The sequence below is a fragment of the Stieleria mannarensis genome (genome assembly GCF_014154935.1).
Lineage (GTDB): Bacteria > Planctomycetota > Planctomycetia > Pirellulales > Pirellulaceae > Stieleria > Stieleria mannarensis.
In genome coordinates this window covers 18,783-42,484 of sequence record NZ_JACEHH010000014.1, presented here as the reverse complement: position 1 = coordinate 42,484, position 23,702 = coordinate 18,783, and the positions used below count along the sequence as shown (strand labels likewise).

The following is a 23,702-nucleotide window of genomic DNA, read 5'->3' as shown; positions in this document are numbered from 1 at the left end:
TACGTTTGAACGGCGATTCACGATGATTAACGTTTCATCAGCAATTCATCCAAATTCAAAATCACGTTGGCGACCACGGTCCAGGCGGCATACTCGGCCGGGTCGGCGTCTTCGGGCAACGCCCCCAGCGGATCGGTGGCCATCTGCATCGCGTCGTCGATCGACTGGCGATACGTTTCGGTCGCCGAGGACACGAGTTGTTTCAGTCGCTCGGTCTCGGCGGTGCTCGGCGGACGAATCAACGCGGTGCGAAAGGCGTAGTCCAACCGGCCTTCGTGCGAGTCTGCGGCCTGGATCATGTTTCTGGCAAACGCCTGAGCCGCTTCGACATAGACGGGATCGTTCAGCGTCACCAGCGCTTGAAGCGGGGTGTTGGTGCGAATCCGACGGACGGTGCAAACTTCGCGGTTGGGCGCGTCGAACTGGGCCATCGACGGGTACGGACTGCTGCGTCGCCACGTCGTGTACAGTCCGCGTCGATAACGGTCTTCACCCTGGCTGGTTTTCCAGTCGGTTGCCGATCCGAAGGCGGCTTTCAATCCCAATTCGGGCTGCGGCGGTTTGACCGGCGGGCCGAAGCGTTTGTCGCTCAACAAGCCACTGACGAACAGGGCCTGGTCACGCACCATTTCTGCCGAGACGCGGAATCGGGGGCCACGAGCCAGCAACCGGTTGCCGGGATCGGCCGCAATGGCTTCGCGCGTCGCCACGCTGCTTTGACGATACGTCGATGACATCACGATCGATTTGATCAACCGTTTGACGTCCCACCCGCTTTCACGAAACTCGACGGCCATCCAGTCGAGTAACTCGGGGTGAGAGGGCAATTCGCCTTGTGATCCGAATTCTTCGCTGGTTTCCACGATCCCGATTCCGAACAATTGTTCCCAGTGTCGATTGACGATCACACGCGGGGTCAGCGGATTGGCCGGATCGACCAGCCAACGCGCCAGGTCGAGACGGTTGGGGTTGTCGGTGTTGTCGATCGGGTGAAAGGCTTTGGGTGTGCCTTCGTTGACCACATCGCCCGTGCTTTGATAGTTCCCCCGAAGCTGCACTTTGGTGACCCGACGTTTTTCCGCGGGCAACTGTTTCATCACCGGAACGCTGGTCATCGGCTTCATCTTGGCCAGTTCGTCGCGTGCCGATTGAAGTTGGTCACGCTGGGACCGGAGCGCCGGGGCGATCGAGCGAAAGTAGTCGTCGATCCGTTTCGCTTCTTGCCCGCTCCGGTCGTCCTTGCTCTTCGCGACGATCTCGCGGATCGCAGCGGGCAAGGTCGCCCAGCGGGTCAAGTTCGCATCGGAACTGACGGACAATCGAAAGTGATCCAGTAGATGACGCGGGTGCACGGATTCTTGGACGATCGTGACCGTCAGCACACCTTCGGACTCCGGTGTCGGTGAATCGAGCGCGAGCGTCAGCTGATGGGGGCGGCCGACCTGTGGCGCGACGGCCCAACCTGTCTTGGGATCCGCGGGTGTTTGCAGGACAGCAGTGGCGGGGAAACCGTTCTGTTCATGATCGGCCGCCGCATGACTGAACGAAACCGTACGCATTCCGCTGGGTGAAAGGGCGTGTTTCGCGTTGGCTGGGCCATCGGGTTGCTGTGTCCAGACCACGTTTCGATCATCGTCCAACAACGACACCATGAAACCGTTCAGACGCTCGATGATTGCGATGCCGCCATCGGTCCGATTCCACACCACCAGATCGTCGATCGGCATCACATTGCCCAAATCAATTTCGACCCAAGGATCGTTTTCGCCGCCGGTGTGTTGCACCGATCCCTTTTGGTAGTCGCCATCGGTGTTGCCATCGTTGACGCGTGCGGCGACCGCGTCGGCGTAGGTCGAACTTTGGGTGGCTTTGCCGCGCGACGCGACGTTCGCCCCGCCGCTGAACGCTTCGATTTCGGCAAGGTGCAAGAAGCGAGACTTCCCCGGCAGATCGACGCGAACGTAGCGGGCCTGGACTGGGGAAGATGGCTTCGGTGTCCAGGTCGCGTGAAGATTGGAGATCACAAAGTTGCGTTTTTGCGACGCGGAGGTTTCCAATCGAAGTCCCGTGACCGGTTCGTTCGAGGTGGAAATTTGGATCTGGTAGGTGTCCCGTTCCAATTCGTCCGCGTCGGCCTGGATCCAGCCGTCGTCGGTGATTTCCAAAGCGCGCTGCGATTCGATGGCAGCGACGTCGGCGGGGTGCCAATCGGGCGGCGAGGAAAATTCGGCCAGCCATTGGTCGCGTTGTCGGTCGACCAGATCGGAGGGGGCGGCCAATTCGGCTTGGAGCGTTTCGATCCGTTCGGCCAATTCTGCTTTGCGGTGTTTCTGGTCGTCGGTCCAAACATCCAACAGCGGGCTTTCGTTTCGCTTGTCGGCGTCTTCGGTGCTGTTGAAGAAGGCGAAGAATTGAAAGTATTCGTCTTGGGTGATCGGGTCGTACTTGTGGGTGTGACATTGGGCACAGGCCATCGTGGTGCCCATCCAAACCGCCATCGTCGTGTTCACCCGATCGACGACCGCGACGTTACGGAACTCTTCATCGTTCGTGCCGCCTTCGTTGTTGGTCAACGTGTTGCGATGAAAGGCCGTGGCGATCAATTGCTGGTCGGTCGGGCTGGGCAACAAGTCGCCGGCAATCTGTTCGATTGTGAATTGATCAAAGGGCAGGTTGTCGTTGATCGCTCGGATCACATAGTCGCGATAGGCCCAGATGGTGCGCGGCGGGTCGTCGGCGTAGCCGGCCGAATCGGCGTAACGAGCCAGGTCCAGCCAGACGCGTGCCCAACGTTCGCCGAAGGCGGGGCTGGCGAGCAACGCATCCACGTACACCTCATACGCGTCGGCTCGCTGGTCCTCAGCAAACGCCTTGGCCTGATCCCACGTCGGCGGCAAACCGGTCAAGTCAATCGCCACCCGCCGGGCCAAGGTCAGACGATCGGCCGGCGGTGAAGGGTGCAAGCCTTCGGCATCCATGCGTGCAAGTGTGAAATGGTCGATCGGCCCGGCCGGCCATGACGGGTCGGATACCTCTGGCAACGGCGGCCGGACGGGAACTTCGTAGGACCAATGTTTCGCATACTGCCCGCCCTGATCGATCCACCGTCGCAGCAACGTGATCTCCGCGGGTTTGAGCGGATCCCCCTTGCCCGGCGGTGGCATCAGCATGTCCGGGTCGTCACTGGTGACCCGCAAAATCAACTCGCTCGCCTCGGCATCGCCGGGAACGACAGCCGCGTAACCGCCCAGGTCACCCTGAGCCCCGGCAGCGGTGTCCAGACGCAGCCCCGCGGCCCGTTCGGCTTCATCGGGGCCATGGCACGTCACACAGCGGCCGAACAACAGCGGCCGAATGTCGCGGTTGAAATCGACCGCCGGCTCGCCGGCTGCCACGCGGATTGGCATGACCAGCAGCAGAAAGATGCCGATCGGGGTAACGGAGGAAAAGCAGGTAAATCGCATCGGTGGGGAGGGCTATGACTGGGGCGGAGGGCGCCATCAGTATACCCGAAAACCGGTTTCCAGCCTCGATGGCGTCCACGGCATTCGTTTTCACCATCTGGGGACGGAAGGATCAAAGAGACGATGGTGAGAAGATTTTGGTGGTAGCAAGATTTGAGAGCGATTGCAGAACGAGCAGAAAATGGCTCGGCAGGCATGCGACGACTTGCGTTGCTCCATCCGCGACCGACCGCACAATTTTGCGTTCCACCGCCACACCCGCTAGACTTTGGGGCATTCGTTCTTTTTCTTCTCTTCTACAAAAGGGCCGATTGATGGGTGTTCGATTCAGTGAAGTCGATTTGGCGACTCGAGCCGATAGCAACGTGATTCACCTGCATGTCAGTGGCACCATGAACCACGAAGATTACGAGATCTTCGGGCCCGACATCGAACAGTTGATTCAAAAGCACGGAAAGATTCGAGTCCTGTTGGAATTGGATGATTTCCACGGCTGGACCGCCCGGGCGTTGTGGGACGACATCAAGTTTGACATCCAGCACTTCCGCGACATCGAGCGGATCGCCATGGTCGGCGACAGTGCCTGGGAAAAGTGGATGGCGATCTTCTGCAAGCCCTTCACCGCGGCCAAGATCAAGTACTTCGACGCCAGCGAAATCGACGCGGCCTGGGACTGGGTGGATGAGAAGTGACGCGGGATTGGGGTAAGAAGATCGGGGAGGTAAGAAGATTCGACGGACGACTTCATCCGCCCAGCATCCGATTTTCTTACCTCCAAAATTTCCCTACCCGCTCCTACAACGCCTCAACGGATGCACTCCATTGGGACGCAACCCGCTCAATGGCCGACCGGGTCCAAATGGTCCTCTTCCTGGTCCACCGCAGGTTGAGTCGAATCGGGGACGGGCGCGAAGGCATCCAACCGCGCCACCCGGACTTCTTCGACCGTAAACACCAGCGGGTGCTCGACCTGGGCGTCGCGGCGCAGGTAATCGACCACAGAATCGCAGATTTGCTTGGTGCCGATCACTTCGATCCGCACTTGGGCGCGCGGGGTGCGAAATTCATTCGTAATCCCACGCCGCCCCAGCCCCCGACAGGGCGTTGATGTGTAACCGCTGGCCCCCAAAGCGACGATCGCATTTTCCAACTCTTCTTCCAATTCCGGATCGGTCATGATGGTCAACCGTTGGACCGTGCACAGGCCCTTTCGACGGGCGCTCTGGGCGTGGGCGGCAAACGGTTGATGCGATTCGAGTCCCAGCGCGGTGAATTGAAGTCCCTGTTGCTGGAAATCGTTCTCCATCTCGTGCAGCTTGTCCATCACCGTATGATCGACCAACTCGACTTCTGCCAGATCCAATTCGACGTTCTTGTCCTGCAGCAGTCCGACGCGTTCGATCTGGCGGCGAATCGGAATCCAGTTACTGAAAACCGCTGACTTGTACGCGGTCAATCGCACCGTCTGGCCGTCATCGCTGCTGACTTCGATCTCGGGCTTGAACAATGACCGCAACGGGACGCCGTTGGACAGGTGGATTACAACTTTGGTGGCAATGCCGATCGCAATCCCGATCAACAGGTCGGTGGCCAACACGGCGATCAACGTGACGACGAAGATCACCAATTGCTCGCGGCCGATTTTCCAAACGTTGAAAAACTCGGTGGGGTGCGCCAATCGGAAACCGGTGTAGATCAGCATCGCCGCCAGCGCGGCCATCGGAATGCGGTGCAGCACCATGGGGATAAAAGCGACACAGACCAGCAAAAACATCCCGTGCCACAAATCCGCGAATCGCGTGCGGGCGCCGTTGTCGATGTTCGCCTTGCTTCGCACGATTTCAGAAATCATCGGCAATCCGCCGACCAACGCACAACACAGGTTCCCGGCACCGACCGCAACCATGTCACGATCCATGTTCGTCTTGCGGCGCCAAGGGTCGATCAAGTCCACCGCTTTGGCGCTGAGCAATGATTCCAAACTGCCGATGATGAAGAACATGAACACCCATTTCCAAGCAACAGGTTGTTGCAGCGCCGTAAAATCCGGCGTGGTCAACGAATCGAACATGCCAAAGACACGTTCGGGCATCGCGACCAAATAGTTTTCACCCAGCTGGTATTCGTGGTTTTGCAGCGTGTAGGAATGCTCGTGCATCAGGTCGAACACCATCCCCATCGGGATCGCCGCGACCAGCACGATCAAGGGTGACGGCAAGACCTTCAACATCGGCACCTTGTTGCCGACCATCGGCCAGAGGAACATGATCAACACGCTGGTCAAACCGATCGCCGCGATTGCCGGATTGGCCGCGGCGATGAAGTGGGGGATTTGCTGGATCAATTCCAGCGGCCCTCCGGTTGCACTCACGCCCAGCGCCACGGGAATCTGCTTGGCGATGATGATCACACCGATGGCCGCCAGCATGCCGTGGACGGCGGAGATCGGAAAGAATTCGCCCAAGATGCCGGCGCGAAAGATGCCGAAAAAGACTTGCAGCACCGCCGCGGCGACGCCGACGGCCAACGCCGCCCGATAGGCCACTTGGTCTGCTTCGCTCCAACCGCCGACCATTCCGTCGCCGCCGAACTCGCCGATGCAACCGATCGCGATCACGATCAACCCGGCTGCGGGGCCCTTGATCGTCAGCTCCGAATTGCTCATCAGCGTCGCCACGACCGATCCGATGATGGCGGTGAAGATGCCGGCAATCGGCGGATAGCCGCTGGCGATGGAAATCCCCAGGCACAAGGGCAGCGCGATCAGAAAGACCAGCAGTCCCGAGATGAAGTCGTGCTTGAAGTAACCGGTAAAGCCCTGCAGATTTCCGCGTGGGACGTCGTTTTGGTTGATGGTCGGGGAATTCATAGGATTACGATGCGTCGGTTTTCAAATGATCTCGAAAGGTTGTTGTGGGGTGCCAGACTTGCGTTTGATGTAGCTACGCTCGCCAGAGCGTGGGAGGCGCCGGGGAATCACTTTCCGGCGAAGGTATCTGACACGAATGGCACGGGCATAAGCGTTGGTGTCTAGCCTTTAGGCGACTCCCGTAGCCGCGTCAGTTCTTTTGCGGCGTGATAACGTGAGGCGACGCCGGGTTGCGGCACCAAGCCACCGCCCAGAATCAACACGGTCAACACCAGCACGGCGATCCGCTCGGCGGGTCGCGCGTGCATCGGAACCAGGGTGCGAGTGGGATGCCCGGTGAAGATGCGAAAGTAGGCCGACAGCACGGTGATTCCGCACAGCGCCGCGGCGATCACCACCATCGTCCCGACAAAGGGATAAACATCCACCGCACCTTCGATTAGCAATTCCATACCGACGAAACCGACCGTCGCGGGAAACCCGATCGCCGCCAGCCCGGTCAGCAAAAAGAATCCGGCCAACATCGGCATCTGGCGGTACAAGCCGTGATAGTCGGCCAGCGCCACGCGGGAGATTCTCGCTTCGATACAACGCAGCGTGATCCCGAACCCCGTCAGCGAGAGTCCGACGGACAACCACAGGCACAGCGCGCCGGTCAGCCCGATCGGAGTGACCAGTTCCAGCCCGGCCAACACGAGTGCGGATTGGCTGAGGAACAAAAAGCAGAACATGCGCCGCGCTTCGCGTTGAATCAACGCCATCGATCCGGCATACACGGCCGTCACCAAGGACAGCACGGCAATGCTTTGCAACGCCCAAGACGGTGCGATCGGCAACACCAGCCGCATCACGGCATACGCCCCCACCAGCGGCGTGGAAAAAAGAATCGCGGTCCCGAAGGTCGCCTTTTCAAACAGATCGGTCATCCACAAATGAAACGGAAAAATCCCGCTGCGAATCAACGCCGCCGCCGTCAACAGCGCGCCGGGAATCAGGATCGCCGAACCGGTCTGATCGACCGCACTCAACCATCCATAACCGATCGGCAGCAGTGCCGCGGAGAGGGCCATGTGCAGCACGTAGATCCGAGTGCACCGCCCGCGTTTCCGCAATTCCAAATACGGAGGGACGGTCGATACGATCAACAATGCGATCAACATCCATGAACTGCGACAACTGAACGTCGCCAGCATCAAGCATTCGGAAACCAGCGTCAGTTTGAGCGAAAAACGTGGCGCCTTGGTGCGAAGCGTTGACATCACGGTGACCAAAAAGATCAACGCGACCAGCGGCAATTGAAACGCGCTCAATTCATCGACGACAAAAATGTCTCGATTGAACAACCAGTCGAGCAACAACCAATGGTCGCGGGCTTCGAAGGAGCCGATCGAAACAAAGTCGATCAGTTCGCCGATCGTCAACACCAACGTCAGCGAACAGATCGCGATCGCGTGCCGCAAAAGGTTCTCACGTTCGCCGAGCAACTGGATCCAAACCGCCCCCAACAGGGGAACCAGGATGGAGATTTCGATCCAGGGGAAATGAAGTTCAGACATGGTTGTTAAAACGCTTGTGCATGGTCGAATTTTGTATCGAGGTAGCGGAACTCGCCAAGAGTTTCGGCCCGCAGCACGAACCGCCGAAAGTCTTGGCGACTTCCGCTACGGCTAGGACCACGATTCCTGTTCTGGACAAAGTCTCATGCTGCGGATTTAAAGTCTTCGGGATGCAATTCGGCTTGGTCGGATTCACGCGATGCCTCGCTGGACAACGCATCGGTGGCCCGTCGCTCGACCGAATCGCACCAGCGGAAGAAACGCACAAACGGTTGCACGACCCATTTGTCCAACGCGATGTCCATGAAGCCTCGTTCAAATCCGAATCGATAACACCATCGCTGGACACCCGGCGGCAAGAAGCCTGCACCGACCCAGGTATCACGCGGCAAACGGGTGCCGATTTTGTTCTCCAAGTCGCTATAGTCCCTCAGCAACGTCGGGGCGCGAAGCAATTGCATCGTTCGCAGGCTGGCGTGCCCCATGATGTGAACGAGCGCCAGGTACTTCAGCCCCAAGCCGATCTCCACGACGATGATTCCGACCTGGGTCAATGAGGCGTAGGCGAGCGAGACCTTCACGTCGTTCTGGACCCGCGACATGATGCCGCCGCAGACCGCCGAGACGATCCCCAGAGAGAGGACCATCAATCGCAGCGTCAACGAGGCTTCGATGATCGGGCTCAGCCGCAACAACAGGAACGCGCCCAGGTGGACCGACAGCGCGCCGTAAAAAATGGCACTCGACGGCGTGGGGCCTTCCATCGCCCGCGGCAGCCAACCGCTAAAGGGGAACAGTGCCGATTTGCCGGCCGCGGCAACCAGCAACAACGAACCGACCATCAACGCCTGGCTGGACGTCATCGCGGCCGTTCCCTCGGGCCAGATCCCACTGCTCATCAATCCGCCAAAATCGCCGCGTCCGGTCAGGTGGTGCATCGTGATCGCGGCGATCAAAAACGCCGCGTCGCTGAGCCGATAGATGGACCAAACCCGTTGCCCGTTGCGGACCGGATTGGTCCGATCGTGAAAGTAGGCGACCAGCAACGCCGATGACAGGCCGACCATTTCCCAGCCGACAAACAACGCTTCGATCGTGCTGGCAAGCGAGGACAAAACCATGCCGCAAAAGAACATGGCGTAGTAAAGAAAGAAACGTCCATAGCCTTCTTCACGGTGCAAGTAACGCCGCGTGAACGCTCCCACCACACCGCACAACACACAGGACAACATCAAAAACGGGATGCTCAGCCGGTCAAAAACAAACTTCAAATGGAAATGAAATTGCTCCTCCGGCAGCATCACCCAATTCCCCAACTCGATCGGGACATGACGGATGCCGGTGCCCAGCATGATCGCCAAGATCACGATCGCCGGCAGCAACGCACACAGCACTGCGCCCTGGGTCAGCCGGGCGATCGCAGTTTCACTGAGCGGACGATTGATCAACGAGGACAAGCCGAGAACCGCCAGCAAGACAGCCGGGCTGGCCAAGACGGTCGTGCCGAGAATCTGAAAAAGGACTTCGAGAGGGATCATGGAAGGAAAGTCGGCATGATGCCGGCGGAAGCGTCTGTGGTGTTGGAGTGCGGGTTGAAAAGGGGACGGGGGTTAATAGTGCGAAGCACCCGGAGGGCCGTGCCGGCTATTAACCCCCGTCCCCTTTTCGCGGCCATGGTTTTCAGAGAGGGCCTCGGAATCGGGTTCGATCGATGCATAACCCAAGTGGTCGCGACGGCCGCGGTACCAATCGATCGATGACGCCACCACAGGCAGCTCCGTCGATTCCGGGACATGACGTTGATACCGGCCATCGACATAACGCAGGATGGTCGACGTTTCGGGGTCGATCAGGGCGACCTGCACCCAGTTGCCGCGGACCAATCGCCGGATCCCTGGGTTCTCGTCAATGATCTTGTCCATCTTTTCCGGTGTGGTTTCGATCACGAACAGAATTCGCATCGGTTCGTGGATTTCGACCATTTGTTGCGACAACCCCGGACGGAGGTCGCTGGCGGCTCCGGTCATCACCCCGATCATTGATGCGACGTTGTGTGGCAGCTTGGATCCGCAGCCATAGCCTTCGACATCGACGGTGGAAAAGTAGTATTCCAAACTGATGCCGGCACAAACCGGGATCGCCGCGCGAAGGATCCGCGACAACACCGTGACGTCGTCATCATCGACCGCCGGATCGTACTCGGTCAAAAACACGCGCCGATCCATGAACAAACCACGCGTCCAGTCGCGGCGGCCGACGGTCACGACTGCGTTGGTGGCATGGTTGTATTCCGGACGGGCCTGCGAAAGGTCCTCGGCGCGCTCTTCAACATGCTCCAACGCTTCCTGGGGCGTCAGATCCAGCGGGGCCGATTCGAAACGCCGGGCGCGTTCGTGTGCGTTGCGGGCCCGCGTTTCGTTGACAGATTTTTCAATGCGTCGAAACAGTGGACGGTGCGTCCGCGGCAAGAGGTCCAGATCGTAGTATTCGACGTCGTCGTTGCAGGTGTTGTGAAACGCCCCGACAAAACGGACGTCTTCGGGCAATTCCACGCCACGACCGACGACGAGTTTTCGGACACGGGGATCGTTGGCCATCATCGCAAACGCTCGCGCGTTCGGACCGCCACGTCCTCCGCTGCACGCACCGCAGTTATACGCCGATTCGTGGGGATTATTCAGACTGCCGCTGCCGTGACCAAAGAACACGATGATCGGCGGAAAGTTGTCGACCATGCCGATGTCCTGCAGGATCTGCAGGACGATTCCCGCCATTTCCTCCAAGCTGTATCCCAGCGCGTCCGGATCCGGCCCCGGTGCAGGCGCGATCCGTTCCAAATGCAGTTCGGTCGCGGGCGGTTTGACGAACGAACCCATCGTTTCACGAATCTTCGACGTCAGCCGCGGGGCCAGGATGCGTGCGACCATCGGGAACGTCGCCAACGCCCCGAAAATCCCCGTGACCCAGCCGCCGATCATCGTCCGCGAATGCGTGTGGACTTGATGCGTGAACCAGCCGATCCGTCGACGTCGCTGGGCACGTTTTTGGCCGACCTGGATGGCAGAAAAAAGCGGCTCTTCGCGGACGTAGTGTTGTGGCGTCAGGATACCCGGGCACAGGGCGCGATAGTGGGCATGATCGGCCCCTTGGTAGTACATCGCGACGGCAAAAAAGCCGGCTGCCGAAGCGGTTCGGCATTGTGGGGCGACCTCTTCGAGATGCCGCCGAAACGATTCTTCGCGGTCATCGATGCAGAAGACCGCCGCGAACGCTGGCGGAGCGTCGCTCGCCTCCTGGCGTTGCTCGCGCCGACGCGCCGAGTGGGCGGCGATGGCATCGAGTGTCGCGATCCGATAGTGCCGTTCATAGGCGGCATGCAGTACACGACGTCGATGGATCGAATCGAACGATTCGATTTCGCGAATCAGACAAGCCCATTGTTCGGGCGTCATCGCGACCAATTGTTCGGGAGTCCAGCCGCCGGCTTGGGCGAGTTGAAAGATCGTGTAGGTCCGCTCGTCGGTCGATGGCCCCTGTTCGATCTTGCGTCGGCTTTCGGCGGCCCGACGTATTTGTTGGTAATCGCGCGTCCCGTAGTGCCGCCGGCCGAATTCCGCGATCGCATGACGTTCCAACAACAATCGGATCGCCAGGTACTCATCGAGCGTCCCGGGGGGAATCGGTTGTTGCAGGAACGGCGTGTTGGATTCCATCTGCCAGATCATTCCGGCCCAGCCCCGAAGCGCCAGCAGCGTCGAAGTTAGTTTCTCTTCGACTTCATCCGCGCCGATCCCCAATGCGTCAAGCGATTTCCGGATCGATTGCAAGGCATCAAACGGTCCGGCCTGGATCGCATTGAGTTCCTCGGAAATCCCGTTCATCCAGGTCGGACTGATCGCCGGCGTCCCCTGAAACAAGGTCGCAAATGAGCGCGCGAATCCCAACTCACGGTCCGGTAGAGCCCAGTCGGAAAACCCTTGGTCCAGAAAGGCGCCGCAGAACCGAATCAGGACTTCGTTGACGGTCACATCGATGTCTTCGCCGGACACGTTCAACAACAGGTCTCGCAACCGAATCGGGTCGCGTCGTTCGCAATCGGGCAGGCCTGCCGACTCGACGCCCTGGCGGGTGACCTGCCACAAGAGTCTCAGCGTGAACGCTTCCCACTTGGCATCCGACCATGAATGAATCGTGCGGCCATGAGAAGCGTCGATCGCCGATAACACGACCTCGGGCAAACGTGTCGGAGCCTCCTGGGATTGTCCGACGTTTGAGCGGTCGTCCGGCGTTCGCTCCATGGCCACGGTCGACAAGTCGCGATGCCGCATCACCCAACTGCGCGTCTTTCCCACCATCTGTTCGGCCCGCGCGGAAGAGACTTCGGCGCGAAATCGTGTCAGCAGATCTGATTCGGCCAACAACCATTTCAACTCCGCTTCGGGGGCCGAATGCAGGGTCATTTGAAGCATGGCCAGCCGCAGGGTGTAGCGCGTTCCAAAGCTGGCGATCAACTCATCAGCGTCCTCCCCCAGATCGTCCATCAAGACCTGGCGGAGATCATCGACTGAGATCCGTCCACGGGCCAGTTCGCTGCGGTATCGCTGTTCGGACCAATAAGGTTGGCAACCATAGCGCCGCCCGCCTTCGATCACGGCCTGATCAAACGCCAGATCCTCAAACGAATGCAGCGTGTTGTGGTGCACAAAAACCGAAATCGGTCCCTGGGACGGCAAGAAATGCGTCGCGTGCTCGATCACCGCTCGCAAGTCGGATTGATCAGACGCGCCGACGTGAATTAATCCTTGAGTCGGGGAGGTGGATGTTGAAGGCGCATCTTGCATGAGTCGATGGAGGATTCGGGCGGAAGCGATCACAACTGGTTCACTGCATCTCCCGCACAGCACAGGCCGTACCAATCCGCCCCCGCCTGCCGCGGCACAGACACCGCTTCAGCCGAGAAGCCCGCAAATCACCGTCCAATTGACCGGTCTTGCGCGTCAAAAGAAATTGGATTCCGTGACGATCCACTGTCGAGAATCGCGGCTCCCACCGCATCAAACCCGGGCACGTGCACGCCATTGCACCGGCGTGCAATCCTTTGCACAGGGGGGGGGGGGGGGGGGGGGCGGTGAGCACTACGGTCCCCTTGCCCTGCAGCCGTTTGCAGAACGTGCATTGAATTGCATCACGTTCTGCCGTGCTTGGGCAAGTCGCTCAGCGTTTGCCCCCTGGGAATGCATTGGCATGTCGTATGCGTCGCCGGATGAATCGGACCAAGACAGATCAATTCCCTGAGGCGGGCGATGCATCGACGTATCCAATTGAAAAAACACCTGCACCGATTTGCCTCTGCTGAATTTGGCACACTCGCGGACTTGCGTGAGTCGGTTCGATCGTCACCGCCGGGAATTCTGATCGTCGGTTGCGCCGAACATGACCTTGCTCCCGACATGCTGTCGTTCGCCGATCCGGGGCAATGCACGGTCGTGCAAAACCTGGCCGCCTCTATCCCGCGTTCGGACCAGCCCTACGATTCGACCGTGGCCGGCATCGAGTACGCGATTGTGCTACAGCGGGTGCGTGAGGTGATTGTCTGCAGTCACCTCTGTTGTCGGGTGGTGCGGTATTGGATGAAACAGCCGATTCTTAATGGCGACTCCGATCCGGGGTGTCGATTCATGGCAAACGCGCGTCGGGTGGTAGATCGTTTCTACCACTACACGACCGAAAGCGAGCGGCAAACGTTGATGATTTGTGAGCACACCCTCTACCAACTCGAAAACTTGAGGTCGTATCCGTTTATCCGCAATCGACTGGCCACCGGCCAACTGCGACTGCATGGCTGGGTCGTCGATGACCGATCGGCACGTGTCCTGGCCTATGTCCCGATGTCGCATCAGTTCGTGACGATCGAAAAAATCGCGCCGAGGAAACGGATCTCATAATCTCCCCTTGCCGCAGCGGCTAAAATCGCACCTTTGATTGGTCCATTCCGACAGCCGTTCTATCTACTGCAGCGCACGATGTTTGATTCCCACGACGGACGAGGGGTTCGTCGCTTCGCCTTCGGGCTGGCGCTGCTCAGTCTGGTCGCCGTCTCCGTTACCGCTTGGATCCTGTCCAACGTTCGTCGCGAACAGGAGATCGTGGCGCGGCTGATTCAGCATTTGCCCGAGAGCGATTTGCAAGTTGCCCAGGAACTTTCCGGCGATCTCAGTCTGCAGAGCGGGTTGTCGATCGTGCTGGTCCTGAACATCATCGCCACCGCCATCGCGTTCGCCTTGGTCGTACGTGGTTACCTGAGCAGCGAACGAACACTCAAGGACGTGCGGGTTCTCTCGGCGGACATCTTGGCCAGCATGGACGTCGGCGTCATCACCACCGACAAGAACGCCGTCATCACTAGCACCAATCCCAGCGGCCGAGAGCTGATCGGGCTCGACGGCGACGGCGTCGGCATCCGGCTGTCCGAAATCGGCCCCCAACACGCCCTGTTGGATGCGATCTGTACCGAGATCACGACGTACCATCACCCGATCCGAGACCGTGACTATTGCGTGACCCGAAACGGTCACCAAGCCACACTCCGCGCCGGGTGCACGATGCTGCACAACCGCCACAACGATCAAATCGGCATGGTGATCCACCTCCGCGACGTCACCGAAAAAACGCTGATGGAGGAACGACTGCGGCGGATGGAACGCTACATGGGGCTCGGTTCCCTGGCGGCCGGATTGCAACACGAGATCAAAAATCCGCTCAGCGCCCTTTCGCTGCACATCCAATTGTTGTGCGAACGATTGGATCATGAAAGCGAAGATCACGAAGTCGCCGAACTGCTGGATATTTTGAACACCGAGGTGCGACGCATCAACGATGTCCTGGACGGTTTTCGCAGCTATGCCTCCGTCGCCGAACTCGGACGTGCCCCGGTGGATGTCGTGTTCTTGATTGAGAAGCTGACGCGACTGCTGCGTCCCCAAGCCGAACATCAAAACGTTAAGTTGGTCGTCGATCCGCCCGCGGAAATGGTCGGCACGATCCAAGCCGATTCGACCCGGCTGGAGCAGGTCTTTTTGAACCTTGCGATCAATGCCCTGGCGGCCATGCCCGACGGCGGAACGCTTCGGTTTGACGTCCGCGGAGGCGACGGCAGCGTGACAATTGCGGTCAGCGACACGGGATCAGGGATTCCCGCCGAGATCCAGTCCCAAGTCTTCGACCCCTACTTCACCACCCGCAGCGAGGGTACCGGAATGGGCCTGGCGCTGTGCGACAAGATCATTCGCCAACACGACGGCAGCATCGATTTCCGATCCAGTGACCAAGGCACGGTGTTTACGGTGATGCTGCCGATCGGCGAGCCAGCGTAGCGGGGGCTGCGAATTGCGGCCCTGCTGGCTGGTTGCTGCTATAGTGTTCGGCTGCCCCTGCCGCGTTTGGCTGTTCCCTCCCTATTGATCCACGCGAGTTCTCGGACGTGTACCACCGCTGCAATTCGATCGCTCACTCATTTTCCATCTGCGTCGCGGCGACTGCTCTCATCGCTTGTCTCGCCGGCAATTGCACCGCCGATGATTTTCCGCCCGTGTTCAATAACGAAGCGGATTCGCAGGCCAGTCCGATGCCGGCGGACCAGGCGGCCGCGACGATGAAGTTGCCCGACGGCTTTCGGGCGACCGTTTACGCCAGTGAACCCGAAGTTCGCAATCCGATCGCGATGGCCTGGGACGAGCGCGGACGGATGTGGGTGGCCGAGAACTACACGTATTCCGATCGCACGCAACACTTCGACCTCTCGCTGCGAGACCGAGTGATCATTTTGAATGACCGCGACGGCGATGGACACGCCGAATCACGCAAGGTGTTCACCGACAAAGTGCAAATGCTGACCAGCGTCGAAGTCGGTCGCGGCGGTGTTTGGTTGATGTGCCCGCCACAGTTGTTGTTTGTCCCCGATGCCGACGGCGATGACGTTCCCGACGGTCCGCCCGAAGTGGTGTTGGACGGATTCACGGTTTCGCAAAGCAATTACCACAACTTTGCCAACGGTCTGCGTTGGGGGCCCGACGGCTGGCTGTACGGACGATGCGGCCATTCCTGTCCCGGAAATCTGGGCGTCCCCGGGACGCCTGACGATCGCAGGGTCCCGATCGATGGCGGCATGTGGCGGTACCATCCCCAGCGAAAGACCGTCGAAGTCCTGAACCACGGGACGGTCAATCCCTGGGGATCCGACTGGGACGCTAACGGAGAGTTGTTTTTCATCAACACGGTGATCGGCCACCTTTGGCATAGCATCCCCGGTGCGCATTTCATCGAGTCCTTCGGCGAGAGCCCGAACCCGTTGGTGTTTGAGCGGTTGGACATGATCGCCGATCACTACCATTACGATCGTTCGGGGTCTTGGACCAAGAGTCGCGCCGGAGCCGCTAACGATCTCGGCGGCGGCCACGCGCACATCGGCATGATGATCTATCAATCGGATCGTTGGCCGAAACAGTACCACGACAAACTGTTCACATTGAACATGCACGGCTTGCGGGCCAACGTCGAATCGCTCCGTCGCCAAGGCGCCGGGTATTCGGCCAGCCACCAACCGGATTTCTTCATTTCCCAAGACCCGTTCTTTCGCGGCATCGAAATCAGCGTCGGTCCCGACGGCGATGTCTATGTTTTGGACTGGAGCGACACCGGTGAGTGCCACGATCACACCGGTGTCCATCGAACCAGCGGGCGTGTTTACAAGATCAGCTACACCGCGGGCAAAAAGCCCAGCGTCGCGTTCGCCAAACCCGTGTGTTTGGCCGGCGAAGGAACGCTGCCACAGCTTTGGCGTGACTACCAGGCCGGGAAAACCACGCCCCGGCAACTGCGTGGGTTGCTGACCGATCGCGATGAACACGTCCGCGTCTGGGCGATCCGGCTGTTGACCGACCACTGGCCGCTGGACACCTTCATGGGACCACTGCGTGATGCGACCTATCCCGATGATCCCGAGACGTTGGCGGCACTCAAGCAAACGGCAATCGACGACACCTCCGGTCTTGTCCAGTTGACTCTGGCGTCCACGTTGCAGCGATTACCCGTCGAACATCGCGCAGACATCGCAGCCGAGATTGTCGCTCACGGGCAATACGCCGACGATCGCGATCTGCCGATGATGGTCTGGTTCGGATTGATGCCCTTGGTCGAAAACGATCCGGCGGCGTTGGTCGATGTGGCGGCACGCTGCCGTTGGCCCGACACTTTGCGCTGGATCACACGTGGACTGGCGACGAAAGTAGAATCAACGCCGCAGCCCCTGGACAATCTGCTGAGTGTTTCACTTGACTTGCCGGCAACACTCCAAACCAGTGTTCTTCGCGGCATGTCCGAAGCCTATCGCGGCTGGTTGAAAGTTCCCGTGCCCGATGGCTGGTCGGCGTTCTCCCAAAGCCAAGCCGCAGCGGACGATCCCGATCTGGTGCGTGAATTGAATTTGCTGTTCGGCGACGGCCGAGCGATCGATGAATTGCGCGACATCGTTAAATCATCGAAGGTTCCGCTGCAGACGCGTCAATCGGCGCTGAGGAGCTTGATCAGCGCCCGGCCGGACGATTTGCGTGAAATTTGCGAGTCGCTGCTCGGACAACGTGAATTGAATGCGACCGCGGCTCAGGGATTGTCGCTGTACAACGATCCGGCCGTCGCTGAAAAACTGGCCAAAATGTACCGGCGGTTCCATATCAGCGACCGCCCCCAATTGATCGAAATCCTGGTCTCCCGGCCGAGCTTCGCGGCGGCACTGTTGGATCGAATCGACGCCGACAAAGACCCGATTCCGCGCGGCGACGTCACCGCGTTCCACGCCCGCCAGATTCTGGGATTCGGTGATGATGCCTTGCGCGAAAAACTGACCGAGGCTTGGGGGGCCCTGCGCGACTCGCCCTCCGATCGCCGCGAGAAGATCAACGCGATGAAGCAACAGCTTTCCGGTGATGTGCTCGCGGATGCCGATCTGTCCGCCGGTCGCGTGCTGTTCAAAAAGACGTGTTCGCAGTGCCATCGGTTGTTCGGTGACGGAGAAAAGATCGGCCCCGACTTGACCGGCGCCCAGCGATCCAGTTTGGAGTACCTGCTGGAGAATATTCTCGACCCCAGCGCGGTCGTCGGAAAAGATCACCGCATGACCATCGTGTTGCTGGACGACGGTCGCGTCTTGAACGGTTTGGTGGTTTCCAAGAACGACAAAACCATGGTCATCCAAACGCAATCCCGCCAAGAAACGCTGCCCATCGATTCGATCGAAAACGTCAAAGAAACGACGCTCTCGCCGATGCCCGATGGATTACTGACGACACTGACCGAAACACAAATCCGCGATCTGATCGGTTACCTGATGTCGCCGACGCAGGTGGAATTGGAGTGAGATTGGGTGGAGAGTTGGTCAAAAAATGAGTTGGTCAAAAAATGAGTTGGTCAAAAAATGGGAACCGTCGGATGGAGACGCGGTTCTGGATCGCCAGCCTTATTTTTTTGACCACTCAATGTTATGACCAACAGACGCATGTGATTCAATCGGTTTCAGCCGAGGTTGCGATCTGATTGATCTGTCGAATCGTCTCGCTCATCACACGACGATCGACGTCATTGAATGCGATCGCAGCGTGTTGCGGATCGGCAAACCACACCTCCTTGATACACACGTGATCCGCGTCGCCGGGCGGAAAATCGAGCTCTGCGACACTCGTGACGTTGGAAGACGGGTGATCCTGGACATAGGTGAACGGGGTTTCATACCGATCGGAACGCCAGTTCATTTTTAGTAAGATCGCGTGGGTCTGGTCCTCACGAAGTGGGTAATCCGCGAAACGGGTGATTGACGGCTTTTCGGACGCCAATTCGGCTTTGGTCGGTTGGAACAGTTCACGATCCACTTGCCGGATTGCTTGGACGCGATCGGCCAGCGCATTTCTCCACTCTTTCAAACAATCTATTTCGGCGAGATCAGCGACATGGGCAATCCGGCACTGTGATTCACGATCGACGGGGAATTCTCGCCCGCCAATCTGGGCCAACGCAAGGCGGCCATCAACCAATCGGGGGAATCCCAGCTGTTGGTCGTGCAGCAACAACAACGACCTCAGTGGCGGACCGATCAGCCCGTTTTGAAGCAGTCGTTGCAGTTCGGCGGATTCGAAGGTTGCCCCCGTCACCATCGCTTGTTCCAAGGACTGGACGACTTGTCGGCTTTGGGTGCGCAGCTCCTTGTGCAACTCCTTGAGTTTCTTCACCTTGGGCGTCTTGCCAAGTTTGGCGGGAATGGATTTCTGCGACTTGCCAGCCTTCGTGACTTTGATGCTCGGCTGGCCATTGGCTTGGACAACCAGTTCCATTCTCGTGTCGTCCATCTCGATCGGCGAGACGGCGTCGATCCGATCTTGGATGTCGATCATGGCGAACCATTCCAGCCGCTGGGGATCGTTCATGCCGGCGCGCTTGGCGAGTGTCTCGCGCGCGTGTCGATTCACGCTGATTGCCTGATCGCGTTTGCTGGACTTGAGTCGTTTCGCGGCGCGGAGGTGTTCCTGCAAAATCCTCATTCGCTCGGCCAAATCGCTTTCACGCCCGTCACCGCTGGTCACCGGAATCAGGGCGAGTGCTTGAACATCGATTCCATTCATCTCCGACTCAATCCGCTTGCGAAGCGTTTGCGGATTCGTCTCGCCCCGCAGTGCTTCGGTGATCGTCCGGATCTGCGTCACGCGTTGCGGCGTAGCGATGGCGGGCAAGCACTCTTCCAATTCCATCCAGTGGGCGGCGTCGATTTCTCGCGATGCGCGTTCGAACCATTCCATGTCGACGAAGACATCCGCTTCTGAATCAATATCCGAGTCGATGGATCTGCTTTTCAGCCACACCTGATACGCCTGGTCAGGCAACTCGATGATTTGATCCATCGTCGGGAATGCATCGACATCGCCGTGGCTGAAATTGTGCCGGACAAACAGGGGGGGGTGTAAATCCAGTCTTCACCCGCCTGATGAATGAACCATTCGACGGCATCGACAAGCCCGGTTCGTGACATCGATCGCCCGATCCACGGGGCCCATTGAGGCGCAGCGAGGGCGAGTTCCAGCAACCTCTTTTCATCCAGCTGTTTCTCGTTGAGCGCCTGTTGGACGATCGAATCGAACTGCTCCCAGGTTTCTCCGTCGCCCGGCATCGAGTAGGCGATCAATTGCCGAAGCAGTACGTTCGCTTTCGTCACCTCGTTGCGTTTTTGGCGATTCCATCGTGACAGCTTTTTCTTTCCCAAGGATTTGAGCAACGCCATCAAACGCGTGATCCCTGGGTAGGAGCGGATTCGCCCGGCGATTCGAATTGCGTCGTCGGTATCATCTGACTTCTGAAACAGGGCCGTTGCCACGGATTCGTCAATGAACTCATTCAAGGCGGCATCGTATTCCGTTGCCCGTGGTTGGGCGTGCTTTCGAATCACGTTGGCCCCTTCATCCACGTCGGTCGCTTCTTGCAGGGGTTTTCCGCCCATGCGAGACGTTCGCCAAGTCTCCCGTAGATCGGCGACGGTTGCTTTCCCGGCACCGAACGCACCGGCTGTGATGTGCATCTGCGGCGGCAGACTCGGCACATCCTGGGCCGGTTGATCGACAAATCGAAGCAATTGCCAGTATCGCTCCGCAACGTCGGGGGGAAATTGGCAATCGAAACCGAGCAAATAATCATTGATCAATCGCTCCCAGCGACCGAGAGCGATCGGCAGTCCGGAGGAATGGCGACTCCGGCATCGTGTTGCATACGGGTCGGCATCGGCCAACCAGACGCCTTCGGGAATCGATGCGAGGTAACCTTCGAAATAATCGAGCAACATCTGCGCGCCGGCAGCATTCGCATTCTTGCTTGCAAGCCAACACACGACACCGAAGACGTGCTTCGCAACCTCGGATTGCAGAAGCGGATCATCCCACACAAACAAGTCGAGATAAGGCTGATGCTTTTCCGAATGAATGGGGGCGGCCTTCCGAAGCCGGTTCAAGTGCACCATGACATAAATCTGTTCCAGCACTGATGACTCACGGAGGCCAGACTGTTTTTTGCACTCGTACCAGGATTGCCAAACCTCGGTCAACGGAAAGTCGTCGTTGAGTCTGTTGGAGATGCCGTACCCCTTGGTCGCGTGGTGTTCGATATTCAACTCAATCAAACGGCCACTGCGGACCTCGTCATAGTGCATCATCCTGATGTGAACGTCTTTTTGCTGCTCCACCAATTCCGTCAGTTGTCGGAACGTTTTCGAGATTTGTTCAAAGTCCAACTGGGGGTGATGCGAACCAGGCTTCTTGACCGGGCTGACTTGCGGCGATTCGGTTTGTGGTTCGGTGTCGATCGTCTGCTGTGCTGGCGATTCCGTTTCCTGTTTCGATTTTGCGAGGGTGAGAAGACGTTTGGGGATCAATTTGCGAATTTGGTCGATCCGAGTCTTTTCGACTTTGGTCAGTTTCTTACGCGTGGACAGATCCACCACGCGTTGCACCGCCCATTCGGTGGATCGTCGGGCATTGATCATTTCGTCAAGAATGATCTGGCCGCCCAAGCGGATCTCTTTTTTGCGTTCGGAAAGGATCGCGTCAACGATCTCACGCAAGTCTTGCTCCGGAGCATTGGCGGCAATCAAACTTGCCGCTTGGGGTCGGCTGTAGTCGTTTTTGACTTCCAGGTAGGGTCGAAGCCATTCAAGGTCGGTTGGCGAGACTCCATCTCGGGCCACCGCGGCGATCAACAGACAAGCTTCTTCATTCGATTTAGACCGCTTGATGAACCCGATCGCTTCAGCGCGTTCTTCTGGACTTGCGATCGTGCACGCGGTGAAGTGAATTTGGTAGGGTCTCCAATCGCAAAATTCACCCGCACGTGCATTCGGGAAATACTCGAGCGCCACAGAGAGCGGTACATGATCTGCGACAGCGCCAATGATTGCGGCCAGTTTTATCTGAGCCTCTTCCTTCGATTTGCCCGAGTCGTCTTCGCCAAGTTTGCCGCGATGTTGCGATAGCCGCTGCTGGACGCGTTGGACCGTGTCGAGCACTTGACGGCCATCTGCCGGCACCGGGTAATCATCCGGCCACCAAATGGCCAAAGAAGCAACGTTCAGATCTTCGTCGTCCAGTAGCGTCAACCAAAATCGCGAGACTGATTCGCCCAGGGCGCTCGGAAAGTTGATTTGACGCAGCAGAGCGGCGATGAAAATGCGACGATCCGCATCGACCTGTCCGAGTAGCTCGGACGCTTGCGCGGGGACTTCCGAGGCGTCGATCAACAACGTGGTGATCAAGCGAATGTACTCCGCCTCGCTATCGAACGCCGCCGACTGAAAATTCGACGTGGTGTCGCCGACGCCGCCTTCGAGGGCGAGTGTGAAAGGTTCCACCAAGACCATGCGGTGCTCAAGATCGACATCGGCCAGTCGCAAGGCGAGCCAGGAACCGATGCATTCGGCAATCGGTTTCTGATTCAGAAGCTGAGCCTCCAACGCGACTCGCAATACCGCTGCGATCGCCTTCGGCCCCCATCAGTAGCGCTGCAAACAATGGACTCAATTTGATCCGGCTCTTGGCTGCATCGAAGCAAATCGATCAGCAGGTCGTGCGCGCGATCTTGATTGCTGCCCCACAGCGCTCGATACACATAGCTCCCGACTTCGCCGACGGGATGTTTTCCCTGTGCAATCAAGGCGAGTGTTTCGTAGACGTTTTCTCCACTGGAAGATTCGGTCGCGATGACGCAGCCCAGGAACCGGCCGACCACATCCTGCTCTGCTGCACCGCTCCTCGCCAACCCGAACAACCGCAACATTTCATTGGCCCCCGACTCCAGCTTCAATCCGGCCCCGTGAACGGCCAGCCATTCGGGAGTGACCAAGCCCGCTGGAAAACGGTAGACGACCTTGGCCAGTTCACATAACCACAAGAATCGCAGTTGCAGCGTCGCCGAACTCAACCGGGGACATCGCGCGGGTATTCCATACAGGATGGTGTCAAATGGCAACCGGCGTAGAGATTGCCAGGCATTCGCGACCTCTGCACTCAAGCCACCAAAGACGGCTGCAAAGACGGGCTCCAGGTCTTCGTTGCTTCGTTCCCCCATCAGTCGCTGGATTCGCTTGGCATCGTGCTTTTGTTCGTCTTCACCACCGCCAGCGTTCTTGGCCATGAACCACATGCCGGTTTCAACCAAGAATTCGCTGATCGATCTCAGTTCCAAGTCGGTGATTTGTGACGTGGATTGTTTTGCAGCCGCAACGCGGTCGCTTGTCGCGTCGGTGACTTGGAGCGACGAAACCAATTTCTCAAGCGTACTCAATGTTGAACCTGTGATTTCACAACGTGTTTTGCAACGCCACCGCGTTTGCAAGCAGTTCGACTGGTTTCACAGACGCACTGCGGTGCGTTCCCAATGCAACCGACGAAAAAACGCATCGGCTCAGGAACATGGAGATTGCGGTGGTGAGTAGAATAACCGATCGCGGTCAACGCCTGCACGTCAACGCATCTGCCCGCGCCATCCGCCTTAGAGCCCCATCCCGCCACGAACACGCTTCCCATCGATTCGATCGCAATCGTCAAAGAAACGACACCCGCTGCGATGCCCGATGGATTGCTCACCACACACTCCGAAACTGAAATCCGCGATCTGGTCGGTTAGCTGATGCCTCCGACGCAGGTTAAGTTGAGATGATTGTGAAGAGATAAAACTGGTCAAAAGATTTGCTGGTCAAAAGATTGCGCGTCGCCACCAACGGACCACCGGTCA

Annotated in this window: 12 protein-coding genes; 4 read left to right on the top strand and 8 right to left on the bottom strand. The window is 58.5% G+C overall.

The window, feature by feature from the left end:
* Positions 1-26 precede the first annotated feature (26 nt).
* The gene (locus H1B37_RS11385) at positions 27-3,464 is read right to left on the bottom strand and encodes a DUF1553 domain-containing protein (RefSeq protein ID WP_286177639.1); all 3,438 of its coding nucleotides are present in this window, start codon (positions 3,462-3,464) and stop codon (positions 27-29) included.
* A 314-nt stretch (positions 3,465-3,778) separates the two neighbouring features.
* Between H1B37_RS11385 and H1B37_RS11380 the strand changes: the two genes are divergently transcribed.
* Entirely contained in the window at positions 3,779-4,156 is a 378-nt protein-coding gene (locus tag H1B37_RS11380; protein WP_182866782.1) for a SpoIIAA family protein, read from the top strand.
* Between the two features lie 146 nt (positions 4,157-4,302).
* On the opposite strand, the gene H1B37_RS11375 is transcribed toward H1B37_RS11380, so the two are convergent.
* The 4 genes from H1B37_RS11375 to H1B37_RS11360 form a co-directional block, all read right to left on the bottom strand.
* Entirely contained in the window at positions 4,303-6,333 is a 2,031-nt protein-coding gene (locus H1B37_RS11375) for a SulP family inorganic anion transporter (protein WP_182866781.1), read from the bottom strand.
* 161 nt (positions 6,334-6,494) lie between these two features.
* Positions 6,495-7,889, bottom strand: coding sequence for a proton-conducting transporter transmembrane domain-containing protein (locus H1B37_RS11370; protein WP_182866780.1), 1,395 nt, complete (start codon positions 7,887-7,889; stop codon positions 6,495-6,497).
* A 143-nt stretch (positions 7,890-8,032) separates the two neighbouring features.
* A complete protein-coding gene (locus H1B37_RS11365) occupies positions 8,033-9,427 on the bottom strand; it encodes a proton-conducting transporter transmembrane domain-containing protein (RefSeq protein WP_182866779.1) in 1,395 nt (464 codons plus the stop codon).
* Positions 9,428-9,499: 72 nt separating this feature from the next.
* On the bottom strand, positions 9,500-12,730 hold the full coding sequence (locus H1B37_RS11360) for a DUF2309 domain-containing protein (RefSeq protein WP_182866778.1): 3,231 nt from the start codon (positions 12,728-12,730) through the stop codon (positions 9,500-9,502).
* A 462-nt stretch (positions 12,731-13,192) separates the two neighbouring features.
* On the opposite strand from H1B37_RS11360, the gene H1B37_RS11355 reads away from it, so the two are divergent.
* The 3 genes from H1B37_RS11355 to H1B37_RS11345 all read left to right on the top strand — a co-directional run bounded on the left by H1B37_RS11355 (position 13,193) and on the right by H1B37_RS11345 (position 18,300).
* On the top strand, positions 13,193-13,834 hold the full coding sequence (locus H1B37_RS11355) for a carbonic anhydrase (protein WP_182866777.1): 642 nt from the start codon (positions 13,193-13,195) through the stop codon (positions 13,832-13,834).
* Between the two features lie 78 nt (positions 13,835-13,912).
* Positions 13,913-15,262, top strand: a complete 1,350-nt coding sequence (locus H1B37_RS11350; RefSeq protein WP_182866776.1) for a two-component system sensor histidine kinase NtrB — start codon at positions 13,913-13,915, stop codon at positions 15,260-15,262.
* 215 nt (positions 15,263-15,477) lie between these two features.
* Complete coding sequence (locus H1B37_RS11345) at positions 15,478-18,300, top strand: PVC-type heme-binding CxxCH protein (RefSeq protein ID WP_182866775.1); 2,823 nt, start codon at positions 15,478-15,480, stop codon at positions 18,298-18,300.
* Positions 18,301-18,445: 145 nt separating this feature from the next.
* Here H1B37_RS11345 and H1B37_RS11340 read toward each other — a convergent pair whose 3' ends face one another.
* The 3 genes from H1B37_RS11340 to H1B37_RS11330 are packed head-to-tail and all read right to left on the bottom strand — an operon-like array spanning position 18,446 to position 23,252.
* Positions 18,446-19,831 carry a DUF4132 domain-containing protein gene (locus H1B37_RS11340; protein ID WP_182866774.1) on the bottom strand — a complete coding sequence of 462 codons (1,386 nt, stop codon included), beginning with the start codon at positions 19,829-19,831 and terminating at the stop codon, positions 18,446-18,448.
* Positions 19,783-22,422: a DUF5724 domain-containing protein gene (locus tag H1B37_RS11335; protein WP_182866773.1), complete on the bottom strand. Its 2,640-nt coding sequence runs from the start codon at positions 22,420-22,422 to the stop codon at positions 19,783-19,785. Before H1B37_RS11335 ends, H1B37_RS11340 begins: the two co-directional genes overlap by 49 nt.
* Positions 22,404-23,252, bottom strand: a complete 849-nt coding sequence (locus H1B37_RS11330) for a hypothetical protein (protein WP_182866772.1) — start codon at positions 23,250-23,252, stop codon at positions 22,404-22,406. The genes H1B37_RS11335 and H1B37_RS11330 overlap by 19 nt, the downstream gene beginning before the upstream one ends.
* Between the last annotated feature and the right edge of the window lie 450 nt (positions 23,253-23,702).

Coding starts and splice junctions, on each gene's coding strand:
- H1B37_RS11350 (WP_182866776.1), top strand. CDS start 13,913: ATGTTTGATTCCCACGACGGACGAGGGGTTCGTCGCTTCGCCTTCGGG.
- H1B37_RS11360 (WP_182866778.1), bottom strand. CDS start 12,730: ATGCAAGATGCGCCTTCAACATCCACCTCCCCGACTCAAGGATTAATT.
- H1B37_RS11385 (WP_286177639.1), bottom strand. CDS start 3,464: ATGCGATTTACCTGCTTTTCCTCCGTTACCCCGATCGGCATCTTTCTG.
- H1B37_RS11340 (WP_182866774.1), bottom strand. CDS start 19,831: ATGGATCAAATCATCGAGTTGCCTGACCAGGCGTATCAGGTGTGGCTG.
- H1B37_RS11365 (WP_182866779.1), bottom strand. CDS start 9,427: ATGATCCCTCTCGAAGTCCTTTTTCAGATTCTCGGCACGACCGTCTTG.
- H1B37_RS11370 (WP_182866780.1), bottom strand. CDS start 7,889: ATGTCTGAACTTCATTTCCCCTGGATCGAAATCTCCATCCTGGTTCCC.
- H1B37_RS11355 (WP_182866777.1), top strand. CDS start 13,193: ATGCATCGACGTATCCAATTGAAAAAACACCTGCACCGATTTGCCTCT.
- H1B37_RS11380 (WP_182866782.1), top strand. CDS start 3,779: ATGGGTGTTCGATTCAGTGAAGTCGATTTGGCGACTCGAGCCGATAGC.
- H1B37_RS11375 (WP_182866781.1), bottom strand. CDS start 6,333: ATGAATTCCCCGACCATCAACCAAAACGACGTCCCACGCGGAAATCTG.